The sequence below is a fragment of the Providencia sp. PROV175 genome (genome assembly GCF_032707045.1).
GTDB lineage: Bacteria > Pseudomonadota > Gammaproteobacteria > Enterobacterales > Enterobacteriaceae > Providencia > Providencia hangzhouensis.
The window spans coordinates 1,710,281-1,732,533 of the sequence record NZ_CP120533.1 but is presented as its reverse complement, the minus strand read 5'-3'; the positions used below and the strand labels follow the sequence as shown (position 1 = coordinate 1,732,533).

Genomic DNA, 22,253 nt, shown 5'->3' with positions numbered 1-22,253 from the left:
GTTACGGAGTTTTCATGATGCCAAATTCTCTTGAAGATGCGCTTTCCCTGCTGCAATGTACGCTAGTTGCGCGCAGAGTTAGCTTTACCCCAGAGCAAATAACTTGGGGTCAATATGATGTGCTAGAGATATTGAGATTAAAAGGGGATTTAACACCAAGCCAGTTAAGCCAATCACTTGGCCTCTCTCGCCAAAATTTATCGAAATTTCTTCGAGCTCTGAAATCTTATGAATTTGTCGAGCAATATCAATCTGAAGAAGATGGACGGGAACTGATCACCCGTTTAACCGACAAAGGGCATCATTTTTTGCAGCGTGCAGCCACAGGACGTGCTGAAAATGCAGCTAAGGTCAAAGCAGCATTAACGCCCCAAGAACAAAAACTATTTATTACTTTAAGTCAGAAAATTACTCACGCACTAGGCCACGATTAACCCCGTTTTAAAGGCTTTACCAGCCCTTCTAAGCCTTCTATTTTTATTCCTAGGGTCATTTCCATTAACTGCCCTAAGCGTCCAGCAGGGAACTCTCCTTTCTTATAGAACCATAATAAATATTCTTCGGGTAAATCAATTAAGACACAGCCTTTATATTTACCAAATGGCATATACGTATTGGCCATATCAATGAGATCTTGTTTTTCCATTATTATTTCTCTTTCATATCAAAGCATAAAAAACGGCGCTCATTTGAACGCCGTTTCTTAATCTAACATGTTTTAGTGGATTACAAAACTAACCCAACAACCGCTGCGGATAAGAAACTAACTAAGGTTGAACCGTACAGTAATTTTAAACCGAAGCGAGCCACGGTATTACCTTGTTTCTCATCTAAACCTTTAATCGCACCTGCAATAATACCGATGGATGAGAAGTTAGCGAAAGAAACTAAGAATACGGACAAGATACCAACAGAACGCTCAGATAACCCACCAGCAATCGCTTGTAAGCCATCCATCGCAACGAATTCATTCGTTACCATTTTCACTGCCATAATTCCGCCAACCTGTAAGGCTTCATCGGCAGGAATGCCGAGCATCCATGCAAATGGATAGAATACGTAACCTAGCATGGTTTGGAAGTCGATACCGAATACAGCTGAGAAAATACCGTTAATCATCGCAATGAGGGCAATAAAACCAATCAACATCGCTGAAACAATAATCGCTACTTTAAACCCTGCAAGAATATATTCACCTAACATTTCAAAGAAGCTTTGCCCTTCGTGCAGGTTGCTCATTTGAATATCTTCTTCGCCTTCAGGTGGATACGGGTTAATCAGTGATAGTACGACGAAAGTACCAAACATATTTAGAACCAATGCAGCGACCACAAAACGCGGCTCTAACATGGTCATGTATGCCCCAACGATAGACATAGATACCGTTGACATGGCAGTTGCCGCCATGGTGTACATTCTGCGGTCTGACATCCGGTTCAATTGGTCTTTATACGCAATAAAGTTTTCTGACTGACCCAGTAACAATGAACTGACTGCGTTAAAAGACTCTAACTTACCCATACCATTCACTTTCGATAACACGGTACCGATGATACGGATCACGATAGGGAGAATTTTGACGTGCTGTAAGATCCCGATCAACGCAGAAATAAAGATGATTGGGCATAACACTTGTAAGAAGAAGAATGCTAAGTTCCCTTCAATCATGCCACCAAAAATAAATTTGGTTCCTTCTGCTGCATAGCCTAGCAAGTGAGTAAATACCCCTGCCACACCAAGAACAAAAGATTCGCCAATATTCGATTTTAAGAACAAATAAGCTAATGCAATTTGAATAACCAGTAGTTGAACAACATAGCGAGGACGGATCCCTCTACGGTTACTACTGGCTAAAATGGCAAGAGCGGCAATTACTACTAAAGATAAAACGAAATGCAGGATCGAGGTCATATGCGACTCCAACAAATTTAAGAATCAGTCTATGTGCATATTCTATGTAATAGACAACATTTAAATGAGACGGGTGTCACATTAATATGAAAGCTTACTAGGTGTATTTTGCAAAAAGAAGAAGGGGATCACGTTTCAACCATAACAATTCCTAGCATTCGCTTTTTTTGCACAGAAATTTTACTGAGAATTTAAGTTAAGACTTACAACAACCTGCGTATAAAATTGTTGCCTACAGAGATCGTAGGCAACTAAGTCAAATTGAATATAGTTCACTATTAAATATTCAGCAAACGAACCAATTCATTTTCATCAATAACGCGTATGCCAAGTTCATTTGCTTTGGCTAATTTAGAACCAGAGGCCTCACCTGCAATGACTAAATCCGTTTTCTTCGAGACACTTCCTGAGACTTTTGCACCTAAAGCCACTAACTTGTCTTTGGCTTCATCACGCGTCAATACGCTCATTGACCCTGTTAGTACCACTGTTTTACCTGCAAATGGGCTATCGATTTCTGCACTATTAACGACTTTTACTTCAGGCCAATGAATATTTGCCTTCGTCAGTAAATCTTCAATCACCGCTTGGTTATGAGGTTCACGGAAAAAATTGACCACATGTTTCGCAACTACATGACCAATATCTTGAACGGTTTTTAGTGACTCTTCATCCGCCGCCATCACAGCCTCAAGTGTGGTGTAATGCGCTGCTAAGTTTGCCGCCGTTGCTTCGCCAACCTCACGAATTCCAAGGGCATAAATAAAGCGAGCCAATGTTGTTTGCTTAGACTTATTGAGTGCATCAACCAGATTCTGTGCCGACTTCGGCCCCATTCTATCCAAGCCTGTTAAGATACCCGCACTTAATTGATATAAATCTGCCGGCGTTTTGACATACTCTTTTTCGACTAACTGGTCGATAATTTTATCGCCCATGCCATCCACATCCATTGCTCGGCGTGAGACAAAATGTTTCAGTGCTTCTTTGCGTTGTGCCTCACAAATAAGCCCACCAGTACAGCGTGCCACCGCTTCACCTTCAACTCGTTCGATATCAGAACCGCATACAGGGCAATGGGTCGGGAAGACAATTTCACGGCTATCTGTTGGTCGCTTGTCAACCACAACACTGACGATTTGTGGAATAACATCCCCTGCTCGACGAATAATGACCGTATCACCGATATGCACGCCAAGGCGTTCAATTTCATCTGCATTGTGTAACGTCGCATTACTGACCACCACACCTGCGACTTGCACGGGTTCTAAACGCGCCACAGGCGTGATAGCACCTGTACGCCCAACTTGAAATTCAACATCTTTTAATAATGTGACTTGTTCTTGAGCTGGGAATTTAAACGCTGTCGCCCAGCGAGGTGCTCGAGAAACAAAACCTAATTCTTCTTGAATCGCGATTGAGTTAACTTTAATGACTACCCCATCGATATCAAAGCCAAGATCAGGTCGAACTTGCTCAATTTCATGGTAAAAATCTAATACGGCCTGATGACCAACACGTAATTGAACATAATCACTAACCGGTAAACCCCATGCTTTAAATTGCATCAAACGGTCATAATGAGTGTCCGGTAACGAGCCACCTTCCACAAGCCCAACACCATAACAATAAAAAGTGAGTGGCCTTTTAGCGGTAATACGTGGGTCTAATTGACGCAACGAACCCGCAGCCGCATTACGCGGGTTTGCAAAGACTTTGCCATCCGTTTTACGTGCCTGCTCATTGAGTGCTTCAAAACCTTTTTGGGGCATGAAGACTTCGCCACGGATCTCAACGCGATCAGGAATATTTCTTCCCCTTAAACGCAATGGGATAGCGCGGATGGTTCGTACATTCGCGGTAATATTCTCACCTACGGTCCCATCACCACGAGTCGCCGCTTGTACTAATTCACCATTTTCATACAACAAACTTACCGCTAACCCATCGAGCTTGAGCTCACAACAGAAAGTCAGTTCTTGATGATTTTTCAAACGATCTCTTACCCGCTTATCAAACGCAAGGTAACTTTCTTCATCAAAAACATTATCTAGGGATAACATAGGTATTTCATGGCGTACGGTATCAAACGCAGCCAATGGTGCGGCACCAACACGTTGAGTCGGTGAATCACTTGTGACAAGTTCAGGATGCTGTGCCTCTATCTCTTTTAGACGTTGCATTAACTTGTCATATTCTACGTCTGGAATTTCGGGAGCATCTAATACATGGTATTGATATTCATGATGACGTAACTGTTTTTTTAATTCGTCTATTTCTTGTTTGGTAGTCATGATTCACTCATACAGATAAAAAACCCCCAATTAATGGGGGTTTTGTTCAACGTTTATTTAACTTAATGTGTTTCTAATTCGAGCATGATACACCTCTATTTTTTGAGGTGTCAGCATTTTGCGTTCGTCATCAAGAACAACCCCTCCCGCATCTGATGCGATACGTTGAGCAGCTTGCAACATCAATTTGAAGTTTTGCCCTGCATCACCGTAAGACGGGACCATCATAAACATGGAAACCCCTGGGGTGGTAAAATCAGCCATTGTTTCTGGGTCGAATGAGCCAGGCTTCACCATGTTGGCTAAGCTAAACAAAACAGGCCCCGTACCAGACGGGTTTACATGGCGGTGGAATATTTTCATTTCCCCAAATTGGAAACCGGCTTGTAAAATACTTTGCAGTAATAATTCACCTTGAAGTTCCTGCCCTTGCAAAGCGGCTACGTGAAGTACCAGGACTGTCTCCTTGCTACTTGTTGTAGCAGAATTTTCCTGCGGCTCAGCTTTCTTCTCAATATGCTGCGTCTCTTGTTCATAGGTGCTCGGCTGAGGCTCTTCTCTCAATTTGGTTGAATCAATATGTGGTTCAGCGACAGTTTCAGTGGCTGGCTCAACAATCACTTCCTCACTCATATTAATGGTGAGTTGTTCGGGTACATGAACGGGTTCAGTACGTTGATGCATCGTAGGCTCATTATGAACCGGCGATTTAGCCTCAGGCTCCTTGTTCATAATAATGTCAGGTTCAACCGATGCTTTTGGCTGTATATTAGGCTCAACTGGAGACTCATTTTTTACCGGATATACAGGCTCAGTCGCAGCGGGATGAACAGGCGCCTGCTGAGTCGGTTGATTTTCAGTAAATAATGCAGAATCATCATATTCTGATGAATTTTCCTGCATATTGTTTTTTCTACGTTTTACGGGTATGTCGCGAAATAACTTTGAGCGCTCTTTACGGCTGGTCCATAAACCATGCAGTAATAAAGCGACAATCGCTATCGCACCTACGACCACTAATATCAGACGCAAATCCTGCATCGCTGCTATCTCTAGTTGATGAATGATAATGCCAACACGGCGGAAACTTCCTTAAGATTATTTCTCAATTGCTCTAAGTGCAACCCCCAGAACGATTTTCTTACAAGAAAGAGAATATTCCGCTTTCATTTGCTGCTTTTTTAAGCGAATAATGGCTAGTCAGCCTAATTTCATATCTATATGATACATGGTCAACCGAAAAGGAGAGAACAAGAAGTATGACCCAATCGACATTTTCGACACAAAAAGACCATTCTGGTTTTTATTATTTTACACAAGGCTGGAGATTAATCACTCGGCCCGGTATTAAACGTTTTGTTATTTTGCCCCTATTAGCCAATATTTTATTCTTAGGCGGCGCATTTTGGTGGTTATATACAAAGCTTGGCGGCTGGATAGCCCAAGTGATGAGTTACGTTCCTGACTGGCTACAATGGCTCGATTATGTTATTTGGCCAATCGCTGTTATCTCTATTTTGCTCGTGTTTACCTATTTTTTTAGTACGGTTGCTAATATTATCGCTGCACCTTTTAACGGTTGGTTATCAGAAAAACTCGAAGCCGAGTTAACGGGTAAACCATCACCAGATACCGGTGTTGCTGAGTTATTAAAAGATGTTCCTCGTATGATAAAGCGCGAGTTTGTCCGAATCGGTTACTACTTACCTCGCGCTATTGGGTTATTAATCCTATTTTTCATACCCGGTATTGGCCAAACAGTCGCCCCCGTACTATGGTTTTTATTTGGTGCTTGGATGATGTCAATCCAATATTGCGATTACCCGTTTGATAACCACCGTGTTGGCTTTAACGAAATGAAGCAGGCGCTTGCCAAAGAGCGGATGAGAAACGTTCAATTTGGTGGCGTCATTAGCTTGTTAATGATGGTGCCTTTTGTCAACTTAGTGATCATGCCTGTTGCAGTTTGTGGTGCAACATTGATGTGGGTTGACAGGTATCGTGAGCGTTACGCACGCTACTAATCTATTAAATCATTGCGCAGGTTTATCGCCTGCGCTCTTTTATTTACTTATTATTGTTACACTATAATTATTCCTTAGAACTATTAGATCTAAAATAACATTTCGTTATAAGCTTATGCTCAAATCATATTTGCATTAATTTGTTCTTAACGTATGTTGAATCCATCTCATTATTTTTAATTAATACCGATTACATTACTGGCTAACCGATTTTTAAGGATATCCCATGAGCAAAATTTATGATGATAACTCGTTGACCATTGGCCACACCCCACTTGTTCGCCTAAAACATTTTGGTAATGGCAATATTTTAGCAAAAGTGGAATCTCGCAACCCAAGCTTCAGTGTTAAGTGCCGTATTGGTGCTAACATGATTTGGGATGCAGAGAAAAAAGGTATCCTAAACAAAGACAAAGAATTAGTTGAACCAACTAGTGGAAATACGGGTATCGCTTTAGCCTATGTCGCTGCGGCGAGAGGTTATAAATTGACGTTAACCATGCCTGAAACCATGAGTATTGAGCGCCGTAAACTACTCAAAGCATTAGGTGCCAACCTCGTTTTAACTGAGGGGGCAAAAGGCATGAAAGGTGCAATAGCTAAAGCTGAAGAAATAGTGAATAGCAACCCTAAAAAATACTTATTACTTCAACAGTTTAATAACCCAGCAAACCCTGAAATCCATGAAAAAACCACTGGGCCTGAAATTTGGGAAGATACTGACGGCAATGTCGATGTTGTAGTCGCAGGTGTTGGTACGGGCGGGACGATTACAGGGATTGCAAAATACCTGAAAAACACCAAAGGCAAAGATGTGACTATCGTGGCTGTTGAACCAGAAACATCCCCTGTCATTACCCAAGCTTTAGCGGGCGAAGAAATTAAACCGGGTCCTCACAAAATACAAGGGATCGGCGCTGGTTTTATTCCGGGTAACTTAGATTTAAAATTACTCGATAAGGTCATTCAAATCAGCGATGACGAAGCCATCAAAACGGCTCGTGAGCTGATGGAAAAAGAAGGTATTCTTGCGGGTATCTCATCAGGCGCTGCTATTGCTGCTGCCACTAAAATTGCCGCAGACCCTGCCTATAAAGGTAAAAATATCGTCGTTATTTTACCTTCTTCAGGTGAGCGTTATTTGTCTACAGCCCTGTTTGCTGACATCTCGGCTGAGTAGCATAACTTCGTTACAATATCGTTAAAAAAGCACCTAAATGGTGCTTTTTTTGTGGCATAGATCAAACTTTAGCACGGATGGAGATGATTTATAATTCGGGGTTTAGTATTAAACATAGTAATTATTTTGCACCTCGAAATTAATCACTTTTTAGCCAACCTCTAGGGCGAGTAAAATAATTTGCCAATGAGAAAAAAGTATCGAGTTCGCAAGAAAAACAGAAAAAGGGTTGATACCGCACAAAGTAGGAAACCTTTTTTCAAGTTAATAATCTAACTTATACGCAAACCTAGTCTATTTCATCTACAATTGGCTGGGTAATTAAAAAAACGAAAGTTATTGAGGAAATACTATGTTTCAGCAAGAAGTTACTATTACGGCACCAAATGGTCTACATACTCGTCCTGCAGCTCAATTCGTAAAAGAAGCAAAAGCATTCTCTTCCGACATTTCTTTAATTTCTGGCGGCAAATCCGCTAGCGCAAAAAGTTTGTTTAAATTACAAACCTTAGGCCTAACGCAAGGCACAGTTGTGACAATTTCTGCTGAAGGCGAAGACGAAAAAGAAGCCGTTGAGCATTTAGTTAAACTGATGGGCGAATTAGAATAATTTCGCACGAAAATAGCATTTACTGATTTCATTCAATGTCCCTGAGTGATGTCATTCGGGGACATTTGTATAATCGGCTATATTCATTGTCGTCTCTGCAACATCAGAACTCCCAGCACTAGCAGCAGTAAGGTAATATTATGATTTCAGGAATTTTAGTATCCCCGGGTTTTGCTTTTGGTCAGGCTTTAATCCTCAAAGAAGATCCTATCGTTGTTAGCACAAAAAAAATTGCTGACGATCAGGTTGATAAAGAAATTGCTCGCTTTATTGAGGGTCGTAACAAATCAGCCGAACAACTCAATTTGATTAAAGAGAAAGCCGAAAAAAATCTTGGAGCTGAAAAAGCTGAGATTTTTGAAGGTCATATCATGCTGCTAGAAGATGAAGAGCTGGAACAAGAAATTGTCTCTTTAATCAAAGGCGATAAAAAAACGGCAGATGCCGCTGCGTATTCGGTTATTGAAGATCAAGCTCAAGCGCTTGAATCCCTTGATGATGAATATCTTAAAGAACGCGCCGCTGACGTGCGTGATATTGGCAAACGTCTATTAAAAAACATATTAAATATTCCTATCGTTGATTTAAGTGCAATCAGCGAAGAAGTTATTTTAGTGGCTGCGGATTTAACCCCTTCAGAAACCGCACAGCTAAATTTAGATAAAGTATTAGGGTTTATTACTGATTTAGGTGGCCGTACATCACATACCTCAATTATGGCGCGTTCTCTTGAGTTACCTGCCATTGTTGGAACTAGTGATGCCACCAGCAAAATTAAAAATGGCGATTTCATTGTATTAGATGGTGTCAACAACACCATCCACTTGAACCCATCTGAAGCCGAAATCGACAAACTGAAAGCTTTCCGTGATGAATATCTACAAGAAAAAGAAGAGCTCGCAAAATTAAAAGATTTGCCTGCCATCACCCTTGATGGTCATCAAGTTGAAGTTTGTGCGAATATCGGTACTGTACGTGATGTCGCTGGTGCAGAGCGCAATGGCGCAGAAGGCGTTGGGCTCTATCGTACTGAGTTTTTATTCATGGATAGAGACTCTCTTCCTACCGAAGAAGAACAGTTTCAAGCTTATAAAGCTGTTGCAGAAGCAATGGGCAGCCAAGCCGTTATTGTCCGTACAATGGATATCGGCGGTGATAAAGACCTGCCATATATGAATTTACCAAAAGAAGAGAACCCATTTCTCGGCTGGCGTGCAATTCGTATTTGTCTTGATCGCAAAGAAATCTTACACTCACAATTAAGAGCTATTTTAAGAGCCTCTAAATTTGGTAAACTGCGTATTATGTTCCCAATGGTTATTTCCGTTGAAGAAGTTCGTGAACTAAAAGCAGAGCTAGAAATGCTTAAAGCTCAGTTACGTGAAGAAGGTAAAGCTTTTGACGAGTCAATTGAAGTCGGTGTGATGGTTGAAACACCAGCCGCAGCTGTTATTGCTCGCCACTTGGCAAAAGAAGTTGATTTCTTTAGTATTGGGACGAACGATCTCACTCAATACACTTTAGCGGTCGACCGTGGTAATGAACTGATTTCTCATCTTTACAACCCGATGTCACCTGCTGTCCTAAACTTAATTAAGCAAGTGATCGATGCATCACACGCTGAAGGTAAATGGACTGGGATGTGTGGGGAGTTAGCTGGAGATGAGCGTGCAACCTTATTGCTACTTGGCATGGGGCTGGATGAATTTAGTATGAGCGCGATTTCAATTCCGCGTATCAAAAAGTTAATTCGCAATGCGAGCTTTACTGATACCCAAGCTTTGGCTGAACAAGCACTTGCTCAACCCACAGCGGATGAATTGATGAAACTTGTAGATACCTTTATCCAAGAAAAAACGTTATGCTAAGAACAGCACATTAGTTCGGTCCCATATAAAACGATTAGGAGAAGGTCCATGGGTCTGTTTGACAAACTGAAATCACTCGTTTCGGAAGACAAAAGTAGCAGTGGCAGTATTGAAATTATCGCACCTTTATCGGGTGAGATTGTCAATATTGAAGATGTTCCAGACGTTGTGTTCGCAGAAAAAATTGTTGGTGATGGTATTGCGATTAAACCCGCAGGTAACAAAATCGTTGCCCCTGTAGACGGTACAATTGGTAAAATATTTGAAACTAACCATGCGTTTTCTATTGAATCAGATGATGGTATAGAACTATTTGTTCACTTCGGTATTGATACCGTTGAACTTAAAGGTGAAGGCTTTAAACGCATCGCTGAAGAAGGCCAAACTGTGAAGAAAGGCGACTTAATCATCGAGTTTGATTTAGCGCTGTTAGAAGAGAAAGCAAAATCTGTTCTAACGCCAGTTGTCATTTCTAATATGGACGAAATCAAAGAACTAAACAAACTGACAGGCTCAGTGACAGTCGGTGAAACTGTCATCATGCGTATTAAGAAATAACTTAACTGCCAATATTTAGTTAAAACCATCAGGCCTTGCCTGATGGTTTTTCATTTATGGGGATTTTTTATTGAGCACAGATTTGTCATTAAATTATCTCACTCATTAAATACACCTGTTGATAAATAACGGTCTCCTCGGTCACAAATTACTGCCACAATGACCGCTCCCGGGTTAGCTTTCGCCACTTTTAACGCACCAGCAACCGCCCCACCCGAGCTCACTCCACAAAAGATACCTTCAACTTTAGCTAAAGCTCTCATAGTCTCTTCAGCTTCTTGCTGGTTTATATCCAGTACACTATCAACTAATGAGTCATCAAAAATACCGGGTAAGTAACCTGGTGACCAACGCCTAATACCCGGAATTTGGCTTTTTTCCGCAGGTTGTAACCCAACAATATGGACATCATCTGACTGGGATTTTAAATAGCGGCTTACCCCGGTAATGGTCCCCGTGGTTCCCATACTCGATACAAAATGGGTAATGCGACCATTGGTTTGCTGCCATATTTCAGGGCCTGTTGTTTTAAAATGAGCTAATGGGTTATCAGGGTTGTTAAATTGGTCTAAAACTTTCCCCTCACCTCTTTGTTCCATTTCCTTAGCCAAATCACGGGCACCTTCCATACCAACAGCAGTACTCACTAAAATGAGTTCTGCACCATAGGCTTGCATTGAAGCTTGCCGCTCTTTGCTCATGTTATCTGGCATGAGTAATTTCAGTTTGTAGCCTTTTACTGCGGCTATCATCGCGAGCGCGATACCTGTATTTCCACTAGTTGCTTCAATTAGCGTATCACCTGGCTTAATTTCACCCCGTAATTGCGCTTCATTAATCATTGAAAATGCCGCGCGATCTTTCACTGAACCTGCGGGGTTATTACCTTCAAGTTTCACCCAAATTTCAGCTTCAATCCCTTGTGTTAAACGCTGAAGCTTTACTAATGGGGTATTACCGATAAATTGTTCCAGAGCCGACACTTTACCATCCTTATAATTTTTATATATAAATAAGAAATAATAGAGATAAGATATTACCCCAATATTGATATGTGAAAATTGAAATCTCTTCACATTAATATTAGAAAAATAGATTATCTTAATTACTATTTCTGATATAGCTAATTGATATATTATATTACAATAAGTTTATAGAATTACCAGTTATATTTCATATAAAAATATGAAAAATAAATCTTTTATATCAATTGGTTATGATGAATTTAATCATAATGGGAAATAGACTAAATATTTTTAATATAAAGTCTAATCATCGGTCATATACCTAGAAAGTAATAGAAAAGATAACACCAATAATATATTTATTAGTGTTATAAGTTATTGAGTTTTATATTCATGCACTTTCAGCAAGTTGTGGGAAAATTAACGCCTGATCTCCTTGATAGATCTTTGCCTGCTGGCTACCTAAAAAGTAACGTTCACCTCGCGTTGGTATCGTTTTTTCGGACTGCCAAATCACTGACAAAGGCTCTTTCCCCCAACCTAATGGTTGAACGGTTAATTGCCAAAAATGCCCTCTTGGCCCCGATTCCGTAATTCTAACAGGTAAACGGTGCTGTTCATCCACTTCAGCTTGTAATGAGATATCCCAAGGACGTAAAAATACGTCGACTTCACCTTGTTGAACACTGGTATGGTTAAGGGGGAATTCATAGCCATCTATATTTAATGTTGAACCTTTGATGTGGGCAGAAATTTGGTTCACTTCCCCCATAAATTCAAGCACAAAACGGGTTTCTGGGCGCTGCCAAATATCGCTCGGTGTGCCAACTTGCTCAATATGACCTTGGCTCATCACCACCACTCTGTCTGCAACTTCCATGGCTTCTTCTTGGTCATGAGTCACAAAAACACTGGTAAATTTTAATTCATCATGTAATTGACGTAACCAACGGCGTAATTCAATACGCACTTGTGCGTCAAGCGCACCAAAAGGTTCATCTAATAATAAAATTTGTGGATCAACGGCTAAAGCCCTTGCCAGTGCCACACGCTGTTTTTGCCCCCCTGAAAGTTGCGCGGGGTAACGTGAAGCCAGATGGGCGAGTTGAACCATTTCCAACAATTTTGTTACTTTATCTTTAATAGCCTGAGCTGATGGGCGCTGCTTTCTGGGTAAAACCGTTAAACCAAATGCCACATTATCAAACACTGTCATGTGGCGAAATAGTGCATAGTGTTGAAATACAAAGCCAACATGCCTATCTTTCGCATGGATTTTACTAACATCGTGACCATGAAAGCGCAATAACCCCTGACTTTGTTGTTCAAGCCCAGCAATAATCCGCAATAAGGTTGTTTTTCCTGAACCGGAAGGCCCTAATAAGGCAACCATTTCACCCGATGCAATATCCAGTGAAATATCGCTGAGTACTTGGGTTTTACCAAATAACTTACCGATTTTTTCAATTTCAATACTCATGATTAATGGACTCCTGATTCAGATTGCTGGCGACTTAAATGCCACTGCAATGCGCTTTTAAGTATTAAGGTGATAATTGCCAGCAGTGCTAAGATCCCTGCGGCCGTAAACGCCCCTACTGTATTATAATCCTGATGCAATAATTCAACTTGCAACGGTAAGGTGTATGTTTCACCACGAATAGCTCCTGAAACCACCGAAACCGCACCAAATTCACCGATTGCACGGGCGTTAGTTAAAACCACGCCATACAATAATGCCCAGCGGATATTGGGCAATGTCACACGCCAAAACATCTTCCATCCTGACGCTCCCAGTAACACCGCGGCTTCATCTTCTTGGCTACCTTGGCTTAACATCAAGGGCACTAACTCACGTACGACAAATGGACACGTTACAAAAATGGTCACTAACGCCATACCTGGCCATGAAAACATTAGCTGGATATCAAAACCTTCAAGCCACCCACCAAACCAGCTGTTCGAGCCATAAAAAAGTAAGTACAGCAAACCCGCAACAACAGGTGAAACCGCAAACGGGATATCTACCAAGGTGAGTAATAATTGGCGACCAGGAAATTGAAATCGTGTCACTAACCACGCCATCATGGTGCCAAAAACTAAATTTACAGGAACGGTAATTAAAGCAATTAATACTGTTAAACCAATAGCGTGTAGCATATCTGGGTCTGCCAAATTCAGTAAAACGGCATCTAACCCTTTTTGAAATGCAGTAATAAATATCCAAACAATTGGAATCACTAATAGTAAAAACGAAAACAATAAACCTATCGCAATTAGTAGCCATTTCCCCCAGTTAATTTGGGTACGGCTAGTAGTGTGAATTGGTGTAATTTGCGCCATTACTTGCCCCCCAACCGTTTACCAAAGCGGCTTTGTACTAAATTAACACTAAATAGAAGTAACAATGAAACCGCTAAAATAACTGAGGCTACAGCACTGGCTGCCGGGTAATCAAATTGCTGTAGCTGACTAAAAATCATTAATGAGACAACTTCGGTTTGCCACGCAATATTACCCGCAATAAATATAATGGCACCAAACTCGCCTAAACTCCGCGTAAAGGACAAAACCGTTCCGGCTAATAAGGCCGGTGAAAGCTCTGGCAGTATCACTCGACGAAAAGTTTGCCAACGGCTCGCACCTAGGGTTTGAGCAGCTTCTTCGTATTCAGGGCCTAGCTCTTCCAACACAGGTTGAACCGTACGCACAACAAACGGAATACTGGTAAAAGCCATCGCAACCGCAATTCCCAGCCAAGTATTAACAACTTTAATGTCAAACTGGTGCAGATATTGCCCATACCAGCCCGAGGTTGCAAACAGGGTTGCCAATGTCAGCCCCGCTACCGCAGTAGGTAATGCAAAGGGTAAATCTACTAAACCATCTAAAAACAAACGCCCAGGAAAGCGATAACGCGTTAAAATCCACGCTAATAACATGCCAAACACCGCATTAAACAAACTTGCGACTAATGCAGACAGTAACGTCACTTTGTACGCGGCAACCACTTGCGGGTAACTAATGACAGCCCAATATTGCTGCCATGTCATTTCCGATAATTGGATCACCAAAGCGCTCATGGGTAATAGCAAAATCAAGCAGGTATAAAAAAGGCTGCTACCTAGCGTTAGCCCAAAGCCTGGCAAAAAACGCTTTCCTGAACGATTCATTAACGGCGCCCTTCAGCCATTAATTGGTCAAATTCCCCACCGGTGGCAAAATGAACGTCCATTACTTTTGGCCAGCTCTCAAATTGTGATTCAACCGTAAATAACTGAGTTTCTGGGAATTTTTCCTTATTCGCACTCATCACCGCTTTGTCATTCACTCGGTAATTGTACTGAGTGATGATTTCTTGGGCCTGTGGGCTATAGAGATAATTTAAGTAAGCTTTAGCGACATCTTCAGTACCATTTTTTTGTACATTTTTATCGACCCAAGCGACGGGAAACTCCGCTAAGATATCCACCGGCGGTACAATAACTTCGTAGTCTGATTCACCATACTGAGAGCGAATATTATTCACTTCTGATTCAAAACTAATAAGGACGTCACCGAGCCCCCGTTCAATAAATGACGTCGTCGCGCCACGCCCACCGGTATCAAATACTTCTACATTTTTCAGAAACTGTTTCATTTGCTCACGGGTTTGTGCTTTATCATCTTTATTTTCTTGATTAAAAGCGCCCCATGCCGCAAGGTAGGTATAACGGCCATTTCCTGAAGTTTTTGGGTTCGGGAAGATTAATTTAACATCTTCACGGACTAAATCATCCCACGTTTTAATCCCTTTAGGGTTTCCTTTACGAACTAAAAACGCCATTGTTGAATAATAAGGCGAGCTATTATTTGGTAAGCGAGCTTGCCAGTCTGCAGGGATCAAATTCCCTTTGTCATGCAAAATTTGCACGTCCGTGACTTGGTTATAGGTCACCACATCCGCTTTCAGCCCTTGTAAAATAGCCATAGCTTGCTTTGATGAGCCGGCGTGTGATTGTTTAATTGTGAGTTTGTCGTCAGGGTGGGCTTCATTCCATTGTTTTTCAAATGAAGGGTTCAACGCCACAAATAATTCACGGGCAATATCATAAGAGCTATTAAGCAGTTCAGCTGCAACTAATGGTGAGCTTCCGAGTAATGATACCGTTGCCAAACTCGCTAGTGCTGTTTTTTTCAAAAATGATTTTTTCATTCCACACCTATTCGTAACTAAACCCAAATGGCTGACATTGGAACCACTGTATATGTTTTGGTTATAACTGTGTAGCTATCAATCACCTTTTTATATATCAAATTAGAATAACAAAGAAACGAACGTCATAAGCAGGAAAATTAACTGATTTTTTAATTAGTTAGTGATATGAATGCGTTTCATTTTTAAGTTTAGCGAAGCAAAGACACCTTAAACATTTTCCCCCTCTCTCTTTTTTATACACATAACACACACTTTAAATATTGTAAGCGCTCTTCAGAGTGTGTATTATGTGTATATCAGTTAACGAAATGGAGGGATCGTGCAAAGTTCGGAACTGATAAACATACTGCAAAAAAACGGTTGGAAACTTGAAAGAATAAAAGGAAGTCACCATCAGTTTTCCCACCCACATTTTTCAATTGTAATTACTGTTCCGCATCCACAAAAAGATTTAAAGATAGGCACACTAAATCACATTTTGAAGGCTGCGAAACTAAAACATTAAATAAGAAAAGCGTTCACGCATGAGCGCTATCTTTAATGGAGATAACCTAATGCTTTATACCGCCTTTATTGAAATTGATAATGATGGCAGCGCAAGTGGCTGGTTTCCTGATATTGAAGGATGTACATTCGCGGGCAGCAATATAGAAGAGGCTTACGCAGAAGCAAAATCAGCAATTGATGCTCATTTTGAATTATTGAGTGAAAAAGGCTTTGAGATCCCATTATCGAAATCTCAGCAAACGCTATTGAACCCAATACAACCTGAATATGCGCATGGGATATGGTTATTTGTGGATGTCGATATGGATAAATACGATGGCCGTACTGAGCGTATTAATATCACCTTGCCGCATCGTTTATTACATCGTATTGATGCTTTAGTGAAGGTTAATCCTGAATATGGTAGCCGTAGTGGTTTTATTGCTGCTGCAGCTCGTAAAGAATTAAAAAAAACCGATTAATACATTGAAAATAATAGATTACATAAATAATTATCAATCGCCGCATCCTTGCGGCAACTTATTGATCAAAGAGACGTCAATGTCTCAATCGACGGAGCATAGTAATAACTCCCCGAAACGGCTTTCGTCATACGCAGCAAATCATCGTATTTGCCGTCTTTTTCACCAAACATGCTGAGTAACTGCTGTTCAATATTGTGTAACCTTGCACAATAAGCGATAAAGAATAAGCCATGTTTGCCGCTTGCTGTACCATATGGCAAGCTGTGACGCATGACTGAAAGCTCTTCTCCCTCTTCTTCTATCACCACGCGTGAGACATGAGAGGTGACATTGCGCGCATCTTCATCTAATTCAACGCTATCTTTTTTAGTACGGCCAATCATTTTTTCTTGTTCATGTTCCGAAAAACGATCCCATTTTCGTAAATCGTGTTCATAGCGTTGGACTAAAACATAGCTTCCGCCTTTATCTTCACCGTCTTCGATTAATGTGACCTCTGCAATTTCTTCCCCTTGCGGGTTCTCTGTTCCATCAATAAAACCACTTAAATCTCTGTCATCTACCCAACGAAATCCATGAATTTCTTCAACCACAGAGATAGATTTACCAAATGCTTTTAAAGCAGCTTGTGCTAAAGAAAAATTAATATCGTGGCGCAGTGATTGAATATGAATAAACATATCCCGTTGAGTGGCGGGAGCAAGCCCTTTACCCAGAGTGCGAAATGGTTTCAATTCAGGAGCAGTATTTGCCTTACCGAGCTGTTTCCAGATATCAGAGCCAAACGCGATAACTGCACCAAGGCGATCATCTGGGTATTGCGCTTGTAATTTGGTTAAAGCCTCGACAAAGCTTTTACATCCAGACTTAACTTCATCCAGAGATCCCTCTTGCACTTGCGCTTCAATAAAAATACCAAAACGGCTATGTTCTTTCAAAATACCACTTTGAGAATGAGACATACGGTAAACCTCGTAAAATTAATATGTTATATAACCTATTTTTTATATAAGCGATTTTAATATCTTATCTTATCGCTATGATGTTCACCTTGTTTTAACGCAAGGGAATATAGGTTTCCGGTCTATTATAAGAAAGAAAATTTAAGAAAGGGTAAATTTCTTTGAAAACAAGGAAAAAGAAACACTAATGGAAAGATATCGCCAGTATAGATAGCCCTGACGATATTATTAACGAAATGAGATTATTTATGCCAAATAATTTGCGAGATTTTCCATGTTTTCAGGTCATCATCTGAAGGCATTAAATCTTCTGACCCTTGCCACTTACCTGTAAAACGGTAAACCACTTTACTTGATTGCGGTGAATTACATTCAATGGTTGGAACGTCATTGACTCGCTCGCCTAGACCGCAAATACCGAATGCTTTTTGATAAATTTCACTAAATTCAGTACCCACTGTCGGCCCCCATTCAGTTGCAATATCCGGGTCACTCACTATAATTCGTGATACATAGCCGTGCTCTGGGCCAACTATTTCTAATTTTACTTCATTATCATCCATTCCTTGGAAAATTGTGACCACATCCCCATTTTCCATTTGCATACCGCTGCGTAATGTATAGCGGTCATCAAGTTGTTTCTTAATGATATCCGCTTGCATTGGTGTAAAACTAGTCACTTGACCAAGTCCTGAGCTAGAAACCACCAGTGGGCCGCTAAACCAAGTCGATGGCGAAAAGAATTTCACACCCGCACACCCTGATAACAGAACTGTTCCACAGAGTAGAGAAGCCTTCAACAACGGCGATAATCCATTATTACTGTTCAACTTTGCATGTTGGGACATATCATCCTCTTTTATGAGTCGCATAATGCATATTGTGACAATCTATTTACTAAAACATTCCCATAGAAAGTTAAATAAATAGTCAATTAACTTAAAAATCCGTTTCGTGCGTTAATTTTTTCGAATAAATTAAACGTTCAGGTTGTTCTTCTTCATACAACATTTTTTCAAACATACAAATAGCCGCATCAGACTCTTCACTCACTAATAACTCTATTCTTCCGCAGCCTCTGGCTATCAGTTTTTTTTCTAGTCGACTCACTAATGCATTAGCAATACCACGGCCACGGTATTCAGGGTGAACAGCAAGATAAACAGCTGTGCCACGAATGCCATCGTAGCCCCCCATAATAGTACCGACAATTTCACCGGCAACTTCAGCCACTAAAAATAAGTCGGCCCCACACTGTAATTTGCGTTCAATATCGAGTTCAGGATCACCTGAAAATTCATTGAGAGCACAACGCTCCCATAAGGTCAGGACGTCTTCATAATCACTTTGCCGAAAGACTCGTATTTCCATCTCATTTGCCTACTTAAGCTAATCTTTCTGCCATTATCTCTGCTTTTGCAACACAATCAATATTCAATATGCCTTTCTTCGAGTAAAAGGGTATACTTTAACCATTATTTTTTTGCTATGGTTCTATTATAAAACAATGAATTACCCAGATATTGATCGCGTAAAAGCCTATTTGCAGAACTTACAAGAGACTATTTGCCAAAAAATTACTGAGCTAGATGGTAAGCAAACTTTTCTAGAACAAACATGGGAACGAACTGAAGGTGGTGGCGGTCGTAGCCGAGTACTAACCAAAGGGGCACTATTTGAACAAGCTGGGGTTAACTTCTCACATATTAAAGGAGAAAAGTTGCCAGCATCAGCCTCTGCACATCGGCCCGAGCTTGCTGGCCGTAGCTACCAAGCAATGGGCGTCTCTCTTGTTATTCACCCTCTGAATCCTTACATTCCAACTACCCATGCTAATGTTCGTTTCTTTATCGCTGAAAAAGAAGGTTGCGAGCCTGTTTGGTGGTTTGGTGGCGGTTTTGATTTAACCCCTTTTTATGGCTTTCATGAAGATGTCATCCACTGGCACACTGTTGCTCGTGATTTATGCCGCCCTTATGGTACTGATGTTTATCCTAAATATAAAAATTGGTGTGATGAATACTTTTTCCTGAAGCATAGAAATGAACCTCGTGGTGTGGGTGGGCTATTTTATGATGACCTTAACCAAGGGGGTTTTGAATCCTGTTTTAACTTCACTCAAGCCGTTGGTAATGGCTTTTTAGATGCCTATGTGCCGATTGTTGAAAAACGCAAAGATCATTCATGGGGTGAACGAGAGCGTCAATTCCAATTATATCGTCGTGGTCGTTATGTCGAATTCAATTTGGTATGGGACAGAGGTACATTATTTGGCTTACAAAGTGGAGGCCGAACAGAATCAATTTTAATGTCAATGCCACCACTTGTCCGCTGGGAATACGACTATCATCCTGAACCTAATAGCCAAGAAGCTGCTCTCTATACTGAATTTTTAATTCTAAATAAAGAGTGGGTTTCGCCATAATTAATAACATTAGTTTATAAATTAAGGTAGAAAGATAACCGTTCTACCTTTCTAATATAAAATAACAGCAATTGATTTTAAAGCTTATATATCAACTAGTTACAAAATTATCACAACAGATTATGATTCCATTTCACCCAACTGAATGGAGTTATAATATGAATCAAATTTTAGGCCGTTCTTTACTCTCACCTTGCTTATTAGCCAATTTAGTGACTAAAGCAGGTCATACTGACTTAAAATCAACGCTCACTCATATCAATGATATTATGAGCCGAACCTATTCACATGAAGATGCATTATTTCATCGCAATAATCTTTCATCTTGCCCTATAGATACGACAGGAAAGCGCTATAACCGTTTTATTCGTGATGCTCAGCGCCCTATTCCACATAAACATCACTGGCATTCTGACCTGCCAATTTGTGAACGTTCAGGGCTTTCTCCAGATAGTCATATGCCACATGATGACTATGCGGTAATTATGTGCGAAGAAGACACTCAAGCACCATCAAAACCCGCTGGGCAAGTATTTAATTCAATTGGTGTTATTCGTACCTTTTTCAAGGAAAAATTAAATATTGACCAAATTTTTGGCTGTTCTGCTGATATTAATGCGGTTATTCATTATGGAACAAACTACGCTAACGCATTTTGGAATTCTCAAGCTATTTTCTTTGGTGACGGGGATGGAATCGTTTTTGGCCCATTCTATAACGACATTGATATAATTGCTCACGAACTTGCTCATGGTTTTATTAGTTCAAAAGCTAATTTTAGATATTCTTTCCAGTCTGGTGCTCTTAATGAGTCTGTCGCAGATGTACTTGGGATTATGGTCAAGCAATATTTAAATAATGAAACAGCCAATACCTCTAATTGGCTACTTGGGGAAAATTTATTTATTGACCAAATAAATGCACCTGCCCTACGTTCGATGATAAATCCAGGCGACGCTTATTATCTTTCTGATGAGGTCAGAGATCCACAAGTTGGCCATATGTCTCAATATCAAGATTTACCTATTTTTGTTGATAATGGCGGCGTACATATTAATTCAGGCATTCCAAATAGAGCCTTTTACCTATTAGCTAAGAGCCTTGGTGGCTATACGTGGGATATCGCCGGTAAAATTTGGCTGGAAGCAGTGTCTGACAATAGAGTGACAAAAAAAGCGACATTTATCGAATTTGCTGATGCCACGATCCGTGCAGCTAAGAAACTGTTTGATGATAATATTGCGCAAAAAACACAACAAAGTTGGTTAGATGTTGGGCTGATAGTAAACCTGTAAAAAAATATATTGCTAGATAGCATTAAACCATTTGAAATTAATTTTTCTGTAAAATACAAAGGCCGATACTAAAGAGCATTAATCAACTCTTTTATTCAGCCTTATTCATTAAACCTGCACGTTAACGTTTTTTCTTTTTTCTGCCTGGTTGTGTAAACTTTTTGCGTGTCGGGTTTTCTGGTTTTACTTTGGGTTTACTTGGCGAAGTCTGCTTTGTATTACTTTTGTTAGCAGAAGCTGACTTCTGTGGCTTTTTCGATTTTACGTCTGATTCAGATTTTTCCATCATATCAAATAATTCAATCAATTCATCATCGGTTAAATCACGCCACTCCCCGACAGGAATGCCTGTCAATTTAACATTCATGATGCGAACGCGTTCAAGTTTGGTGACCTCAAAGCCAAAATGCTCACACATACGACGAATTTGACGGTTTAGTCCCTGCACAAGCGTAATTCTAAAAACAAAAGGAGCCTCTTTCTTAACCTTACATTTTTTCGTCATTGTTCCAAGAATGGGTACTCCAGCACCCATTCCACGGATAAATTCATCCGTTACGGGTTTATTGACCGTGACTAAATACTCTTTTTCATGAGAATTGCCTGCCCGTAAAATTTTATTCACCAAATCCCCATGGTTGGTGAGAAAAATTAGCCCTTGAGAGTCTTTATCTAAGCGGCCAATTGGGAAAATTCGGGTACTGTGGTTAACATAATCAACAATATTATCTTTTTCACCACTCTCTGTCGTACTGACAATACCGACTGGCTTATTGAGTGCGATTAACACTAAATCTTCTTCATTGCGCGGTTCGATTAATTGCCCATTAACTTTTACCACGTCACCAGCAAAAACTTGGTCGCCAATTCCTGCACGCTTACCATTAATAAATACATTACCTTGTTCAATATAACGGTCAGCTTCACGCCTTGAGCAAATACCACTTTCACTAATATATTTGTTTAAACGTGTAGAAGAACGAGTGTCCATA

23 protein-coding genes are annotated in these 22,253 nt (G+C 40.5%); 10 read left to right on the top strand and 13 right to left on the bottom strand.

What is annotated here, in order from left to right; all coding sequences use genetic code 11:
- Nucleotides 1-14: 14 nt before the first annotated feature.
- Entirely contained in the window at nt 15-434 is a 420-nt protein-coding gene (locus P3L44_RS07555; RefSeq protein ID WP_227528922.1) for a MarR family winged helix-turn-helix transcriptional regulator, read from the top strand.
- On the opposite strand, the gene P3L44_RS07550 is transcribed toward P3L44_RS07555, so the two are convergent.
- From P3L44_RS07550 to zipA, 4 genes are all read right to left on the bottom strand, one after another.
- The gene (locus P3L44_RS07550; protein WP_004264868.1) at nt 431-646 is read right to left on the bottom strand and encodes a DUF3820 family protein; all 216 of its coding nucleotides are present in this window, start codon (nt 644-646) and stop codon (nt 431-433) included. The genes P3L44_RS07555 and P3L44_RS07550 overlap by 4 nt on opposite strands.
- An 80-nt stretch (nt 647-726) precedes the next feature.
- Nucleotides 727-1,911, bottom strand: a complete 1,185-nt coding sequence (locus tag P3L44_RS07545; protein ID WP_004264869.1) for a NupC/NupG family nucleoside CNT transporter — start codon at nt 1,909-1,911, stop codon at nt 727-729.
- A 278-nt stretch (nt 1,912-2,189) separates the two neighbouring features.
- Nucleotides 2,190-4,205, bottom strand: a complete 2,016-nt coding sequence (ligA, locus tag P3L44_RS07540) for an NAD-dependent DNA ligase LigA (RefSeq protein WP_272662225.1) — start codon at nt 4,203-4,205, stop codon at nt 2,190-2,192.
- A gap of 57 nt (nt 4,206-4,262) precedes the next feature.
- Entirely contained in the window at nt 4,263-5,246 is a 984-nt protein-coding gene (gene zipA, locus P3L44_RS07535; protein ID WP_272662226.1) for a cell division protein ZipA, read from the bottom strand.
- A 218-nt stretch (nt 5,247-5,464) separates the two neighbouring features.
- Here zipA and cysZ point away from each other — a divergent pair, with 218 nt between their 5' ends.
- The 5 genes from cysZ to crr all read left to right on the top strand — a co-directional run bounded on the left by cysZ (nt 5,465) and on the right by crr (nt 10,445).
- A complete protein-coding gene (cysZ, locus tag P3L44_RS07530; RefSeq protein ID WP_004264874.1) occupies nt 5,465-6,229 on the top strand; it encodes a sulfate transporter CysZ in 765 nt (254 codons plus the stop codon).
- Nucleotides 6,230-6,455: 226 nt separating this feature from the next.
- Nucleotides 6,456-7,409 (top strand): cysteine synthase A, encoded by a 954-nt coding sequence (gene cysK / locus P3L44_RS07525; protein WP_004264875.1) that lies wholly within the window; start codon nt 6,456-6,458, stop codon nt 7,407-7,409.
- A gap of 352 nt (nt 7,410-7,761) precedes the next feature.
- Nucleotides 7,762-8,019, top strand: a complete 258-nt coding sequence (gene ptsH / locus P3L44_RS07520) for a phosphocarrier protein Hpr (protein WP_004264876.1) — start codon at nt 7,762-7,764, stop codon at nt 8,017-8,019.
- A gap of 140 nt (nt 8,020-8,159) precedes the next feature.
- Complete coding sequence (ptsI, locus tag P3L44_RS07515) at nt 8,160-9,887, top strand: phosphoenolpyruvate-protein phosphotransferase PtsI (RefSeq protein ID WP_004264877.1); 1,728 nt, start codon at nt 8,160-8,162, stop codon at nt 9,885-9,887.
- A gap of 48 nt (nt 9,888-9,935) precedes the next feature.
- Nucleotides 9,936-10,445 (top strand): PTS glucose transporter subunit IIA, encoded by a 510-nt coding sequence (gene crr / locus P3L44_RS07510; RefSeq protein WP_004264878.1) that lies wholly within the window; start codon nt 9,936-9,938, stop codon nt 10,443-10,445.
- Between the two features lie 98 nt (nt 10,446-10,543).
- Here the strand turns inward: crr and cysM are convergent, their stop codons facing one another.
- From cysM to P3L44_RS07485, 5 genes are all read right to left on the bottom strand, one after another.
- Entirely contained in the window at nt 10,544-11,428 is an 885-nt protein-coding gene (gene cysM, locus P3L44_RS07505; RefSeq protein ID WP_140172328.1) for a cysteine synthase CysM, read from the bottom strand.
- A gap of 373 nt (nt 11,429-11,801) precedes the next feature.
- Nucleotides 11,802-12,890, bottom strand: a complete 1,089-nt coding sequence (gene cysA / locus P3L44_RS07500; RefSeq protein WP_094961726.1) for a sulfate/thiosulfate ABC transporter ATP-binding protein CysA — start codon at nt 12,888-12,890, stop codon at nt 11,802-11,804.
- Nucleotides 12,891-12,892: 2 nt separating this feature from the next.
- Complete coding sequence (gene cysW / locus P3L44_RS07495; protein ID WP_004264881.1) at nt 12,893-13,753, bottom strand: sulfate/thiosulfate ABC transporter permease CysW; 861 nt, start codon at nt 13,751-13,753, stop codon at nt 12,893-12,895.
- Complete coding sequence (gene cysT / locus P3L44_RS07490; RefSeq protein ID WP_004264883.1) at nt 13,753-14,583, bottom strand: sulfate/thiosulfate ABC transporter permease CysT; 831 nt, start codon at nt 14,581-14,583, stop codon at nt 13,753-13,755. Before cysT ends, cysW begins: the two co-directional genes overlap by 1 nt.
- Nucleotides 14,583-15,605, bottom strand: coding sequence for a sulfate ABC transporter substrate-binding protein (locus P3L44_RS07485; protein WP_272662227.1), 1,023 nt, complete (start codon nt 15,603-15,605; stop codon nt 14,583-14,585). Before P3L44_RS07485 ends, cysT begins: the two co-directional genes overlap by 1 nt.
- Nucleotides 15,606-15,927: 322 nt before the next feature.
- Between P3L44_RS07485 and P3L44_RS07480 the strand changes: the two genes are divergently transcribed.
- Nucleotides 15,928-16,113, top strand: coding sequence for a type II toxin-antitoxin system HicA family toxin (locus P3L44_RS07480; RefSeq protein WP_094961724.1), 186 nt, complete (start codon nt 15,928-15,930; stop codon nt 16,111-16,113).
- A gap of 49 nt (nt 16,114-16,162) precedes the next feature.
- The gene (locus P3L44_RS07475) at nt 16,163-16,576 is read left to right on the top strand and encodes a type II toxin-antitoxin system HicB family antitoxin (protein ID WP_094961723.1); all 414 of its coding nucleotides are present in this window, start codon (nt 16,163-16,165) and stop codon (nt 16,574-16,576) included.
- A gap of 65 nt (nt 16,577-16,641) precedes the next feature.
- Here P3L44_RS07475 and P3L44_RS07470 read toward each other — a convergent pair whose 3' ends face one another.
- From P3L44_RS07470 to P3L44_RS07460, 3 genes are all read right to left on the bottom strand, one after another.
- A complete protein-coding gene (locus P3L44_RS07470; protein WP_094961722.1) occupies nt 16,642-17,541 on the bottom strand; it encodes a Dyp-type peroxidase in 900 nt (299 codons plus the stop codon).
- A 242-nt stretch (nt 17,542-17,783) separates the two neighbouring features.
- Nucleotides 17,784-18,389, bottom strand: coding sequence for an RpoE-regulated lipoprotein (locus P3L44_RS07465; RefSeq protein WP_272662228.1), 606 nt, complete (start codon nt 18,387-18,389; stop codon nt 17,784-17,786).
- 91 nt (nt 18,390-18,480) lie between these two features.
- Nucleotides 18,481-18,912 (bottom strand): GNAT family acetyltransferase, encoded by a 432-nt coding sequence (locus tag P3L44_RS07460; protein ID WP_109911483.1) that lies wholly within the window; start codon nt 18,910-18,912, stop codon nt 18,481-18,483.
- A gap of 136 nt (nt 18,913-19,048) precedes the next feature.
- Between P3L44_RS07460 and hemF the strand changes: the two genes are divergently transcribed.
- Both hemF and P3L44_RS07450 read left to right on the top strand, forming a co-directional pair.
- Nucleotides 19,049-19,966 carry an oxygen-dependent coproporphyrinogen oxidase gene (gene hemF, locus P3L44_RS07455; protein ID WP_140172324.1) on the top strand — a complete coding sequence of 306 codons (918 nt, stop codon included), beginning with the start codon at nt 19,049-19,051 and terminating at the stop codon, nt 19,964-19,966.
- Nucleotides 19,967-20,124: 158 nt separating this feature from the next.
- Nucleotides 20,125-21,261 (top strand): M4 family metallopeptidase, encoded by a 1,137-nt coding sequence (locus P3L44_RS07450; protein ID WP_164455470.1) that lies wholly within the window; start codon nt 20,125-20,127, stop codon nt 21,259-21,261.
- Nucleotides 21,262-21,382: 121 nt separating this feature from the next.
- Here the strand turns inward: P3L44_RS07450 and rluF are convergent, their stop codons facing one another.
- Nucleotides 21,383-22,252 carry a 23S rRNA pseudouridine(2604) synthase RluF gene (gene rluF, locus P3L44_RS07445; protein ID WP_140172323.1) on the bottom strand — a complete coding sequence of 290 codons (870 nt, stop codon included), beginning with the start codon at nt 22,250-22,252 and terminating at the stop codon, nt 21,383-21,385.
- Nucleotide 22,253 lies beyond the last annotated feature (1 nt).

Bases quoted from the DNA above. Each gene is read 5' to 3' on its own strand.
- cysZ (WP_004264874.1), top strand. From the start codon at position 5,465: ATGACCCAATCGACATTTTCGACACAAAAAGACCATTCTGGTTTTTAT.
- P3L44_RS07550 (WP_004264868.1), bottom strand. From the start codon at position 646: ATGGAAAAACAAGATCTCATTGATATGGCCAATACGTATATGCCATTT.
- P3L44_RS07485 (WP_272662227.1), bottom strand. From the start codon at position 15,605: ATGAAAAAATCATTTTTGAAAAAAACAGCACTAGCGAGTTTGGCAACG.
- cysK (WP_004264875.1), top strand. From the start codon at position 6,456: ATGAGCAAAATTTATGATGATAACTCGTTGACCATTGGCCACACCCCA.
- P3L44_RS07465 (WP_272662228.1), bottom strand. From the start codon at position 18,389: ATGTCCCAACATGCAAAGTTGAACAGTAATAATGGATTATCGCCGTTG.
- P3L44_RS07555 (WP_227528922.1), top strand. From the start codon at position 15: ATGATGCCAAATTCTCTTGAAGATGCGCTTTCCCTGCTGCAATGTACG.
- P3L44_RS07460 (WP_109911483.1), bottom strand. From the start codon at position 18,912: ATGGAAATACGAGTCTTTCGGCAAAGTGATTATGAAGACGTCCTGACC.
- cysA (WP_094961726.1), bottom strand. From the start codon at position 12,890: ATGAGTATTGAAATTGAAAAAATCGGTAAGTTATTTGGTAAAACCCAA.
- P3L44_RS07475 (WP_094961723.1), top strand. From the start codon at position 16,163: ATGCTTTATACCGCCTTTATTGAAATTGATAATGATGGCAGCGCAAGT.
- ligA (WP_272662225.1), bottom strand. From the start codon at position 4,205: ATGACTACCAAACAAGAAATAGACGAATTAAAAAAACAGTTACGTCAT.
- cysT (WP_004264883.1), bottom strand. From the start codon at position 14,583: ATGAATCGTTCAGGAAAGCGTTTTTTGCCAGGCTTTGGGCTAACGCTA.
- P3L44_RS07470 (WP_094961722.1), bottom strand. From the start codon at position 17,541: ATGTCTCATTCTCAAAGTGGTATTTTGAAAGAACATAGCCGTTTTGGT.
- ptsI (WP_004264877.1), top strand. From the start codon at position 8,160: ATGATTTCAGGAATTTTAGTATCCCCGGGTTTTGCTTTTGGTCAGGCT.
- P3L44_RS07450 (WP_164455470.1), top strand. From the start codon at position 20,125: ATGAATCAAATTTTAGGCCGTTCTTTACTCTCACCTTGCTTATTAGCC.
- cysW (WP_004264881.1), bottom strand. From the start codon at position 13,753: ATGGCGCAAATTACACCAATTCACACTACTAGCCGTACCCAAATTAAC.
- ptsH (WP_004264876.1), top strand. From the start codon at position 7,762: ATGTTTCAGCAAGAAGTTACTATTACGGCACCAAATGGTCTACATACT.
- zipA (WP_272662226.1), bottom strand. From the start codon at position 5,246: ATGCAGGATTTGCGTCTGATATTAGTGGTCGTAGGTGCGATAGCGATT.
- crr (WP_004264878.1), top strand. From the start codon at position 9,936: ATGGGTCTGTTTGACAAACTGAAATCACTCGTTTCGGAAGACAAAAGT.
- hemF (WP_140172324.1), top strand. From the start codon at position 19,049: ATGAATTACCCAGATATTGATCGCGTAAAAGCCTATTTGCAGAACTTA.
- rluF (WP_140172323.1), bottom strand. From the start codon at position 22,252: ATGGACACTCGTTCTTCTACACGTTTAAACAAATATATTAGTGAAAGT.
- P3L44_RS07545 (WP_004264869.1), bottom strand. From the start codon at position 1,911: ATGACCTCGATCCTGCATTTCGTTTTATCTTTAGTAGTAATTGCCGCT.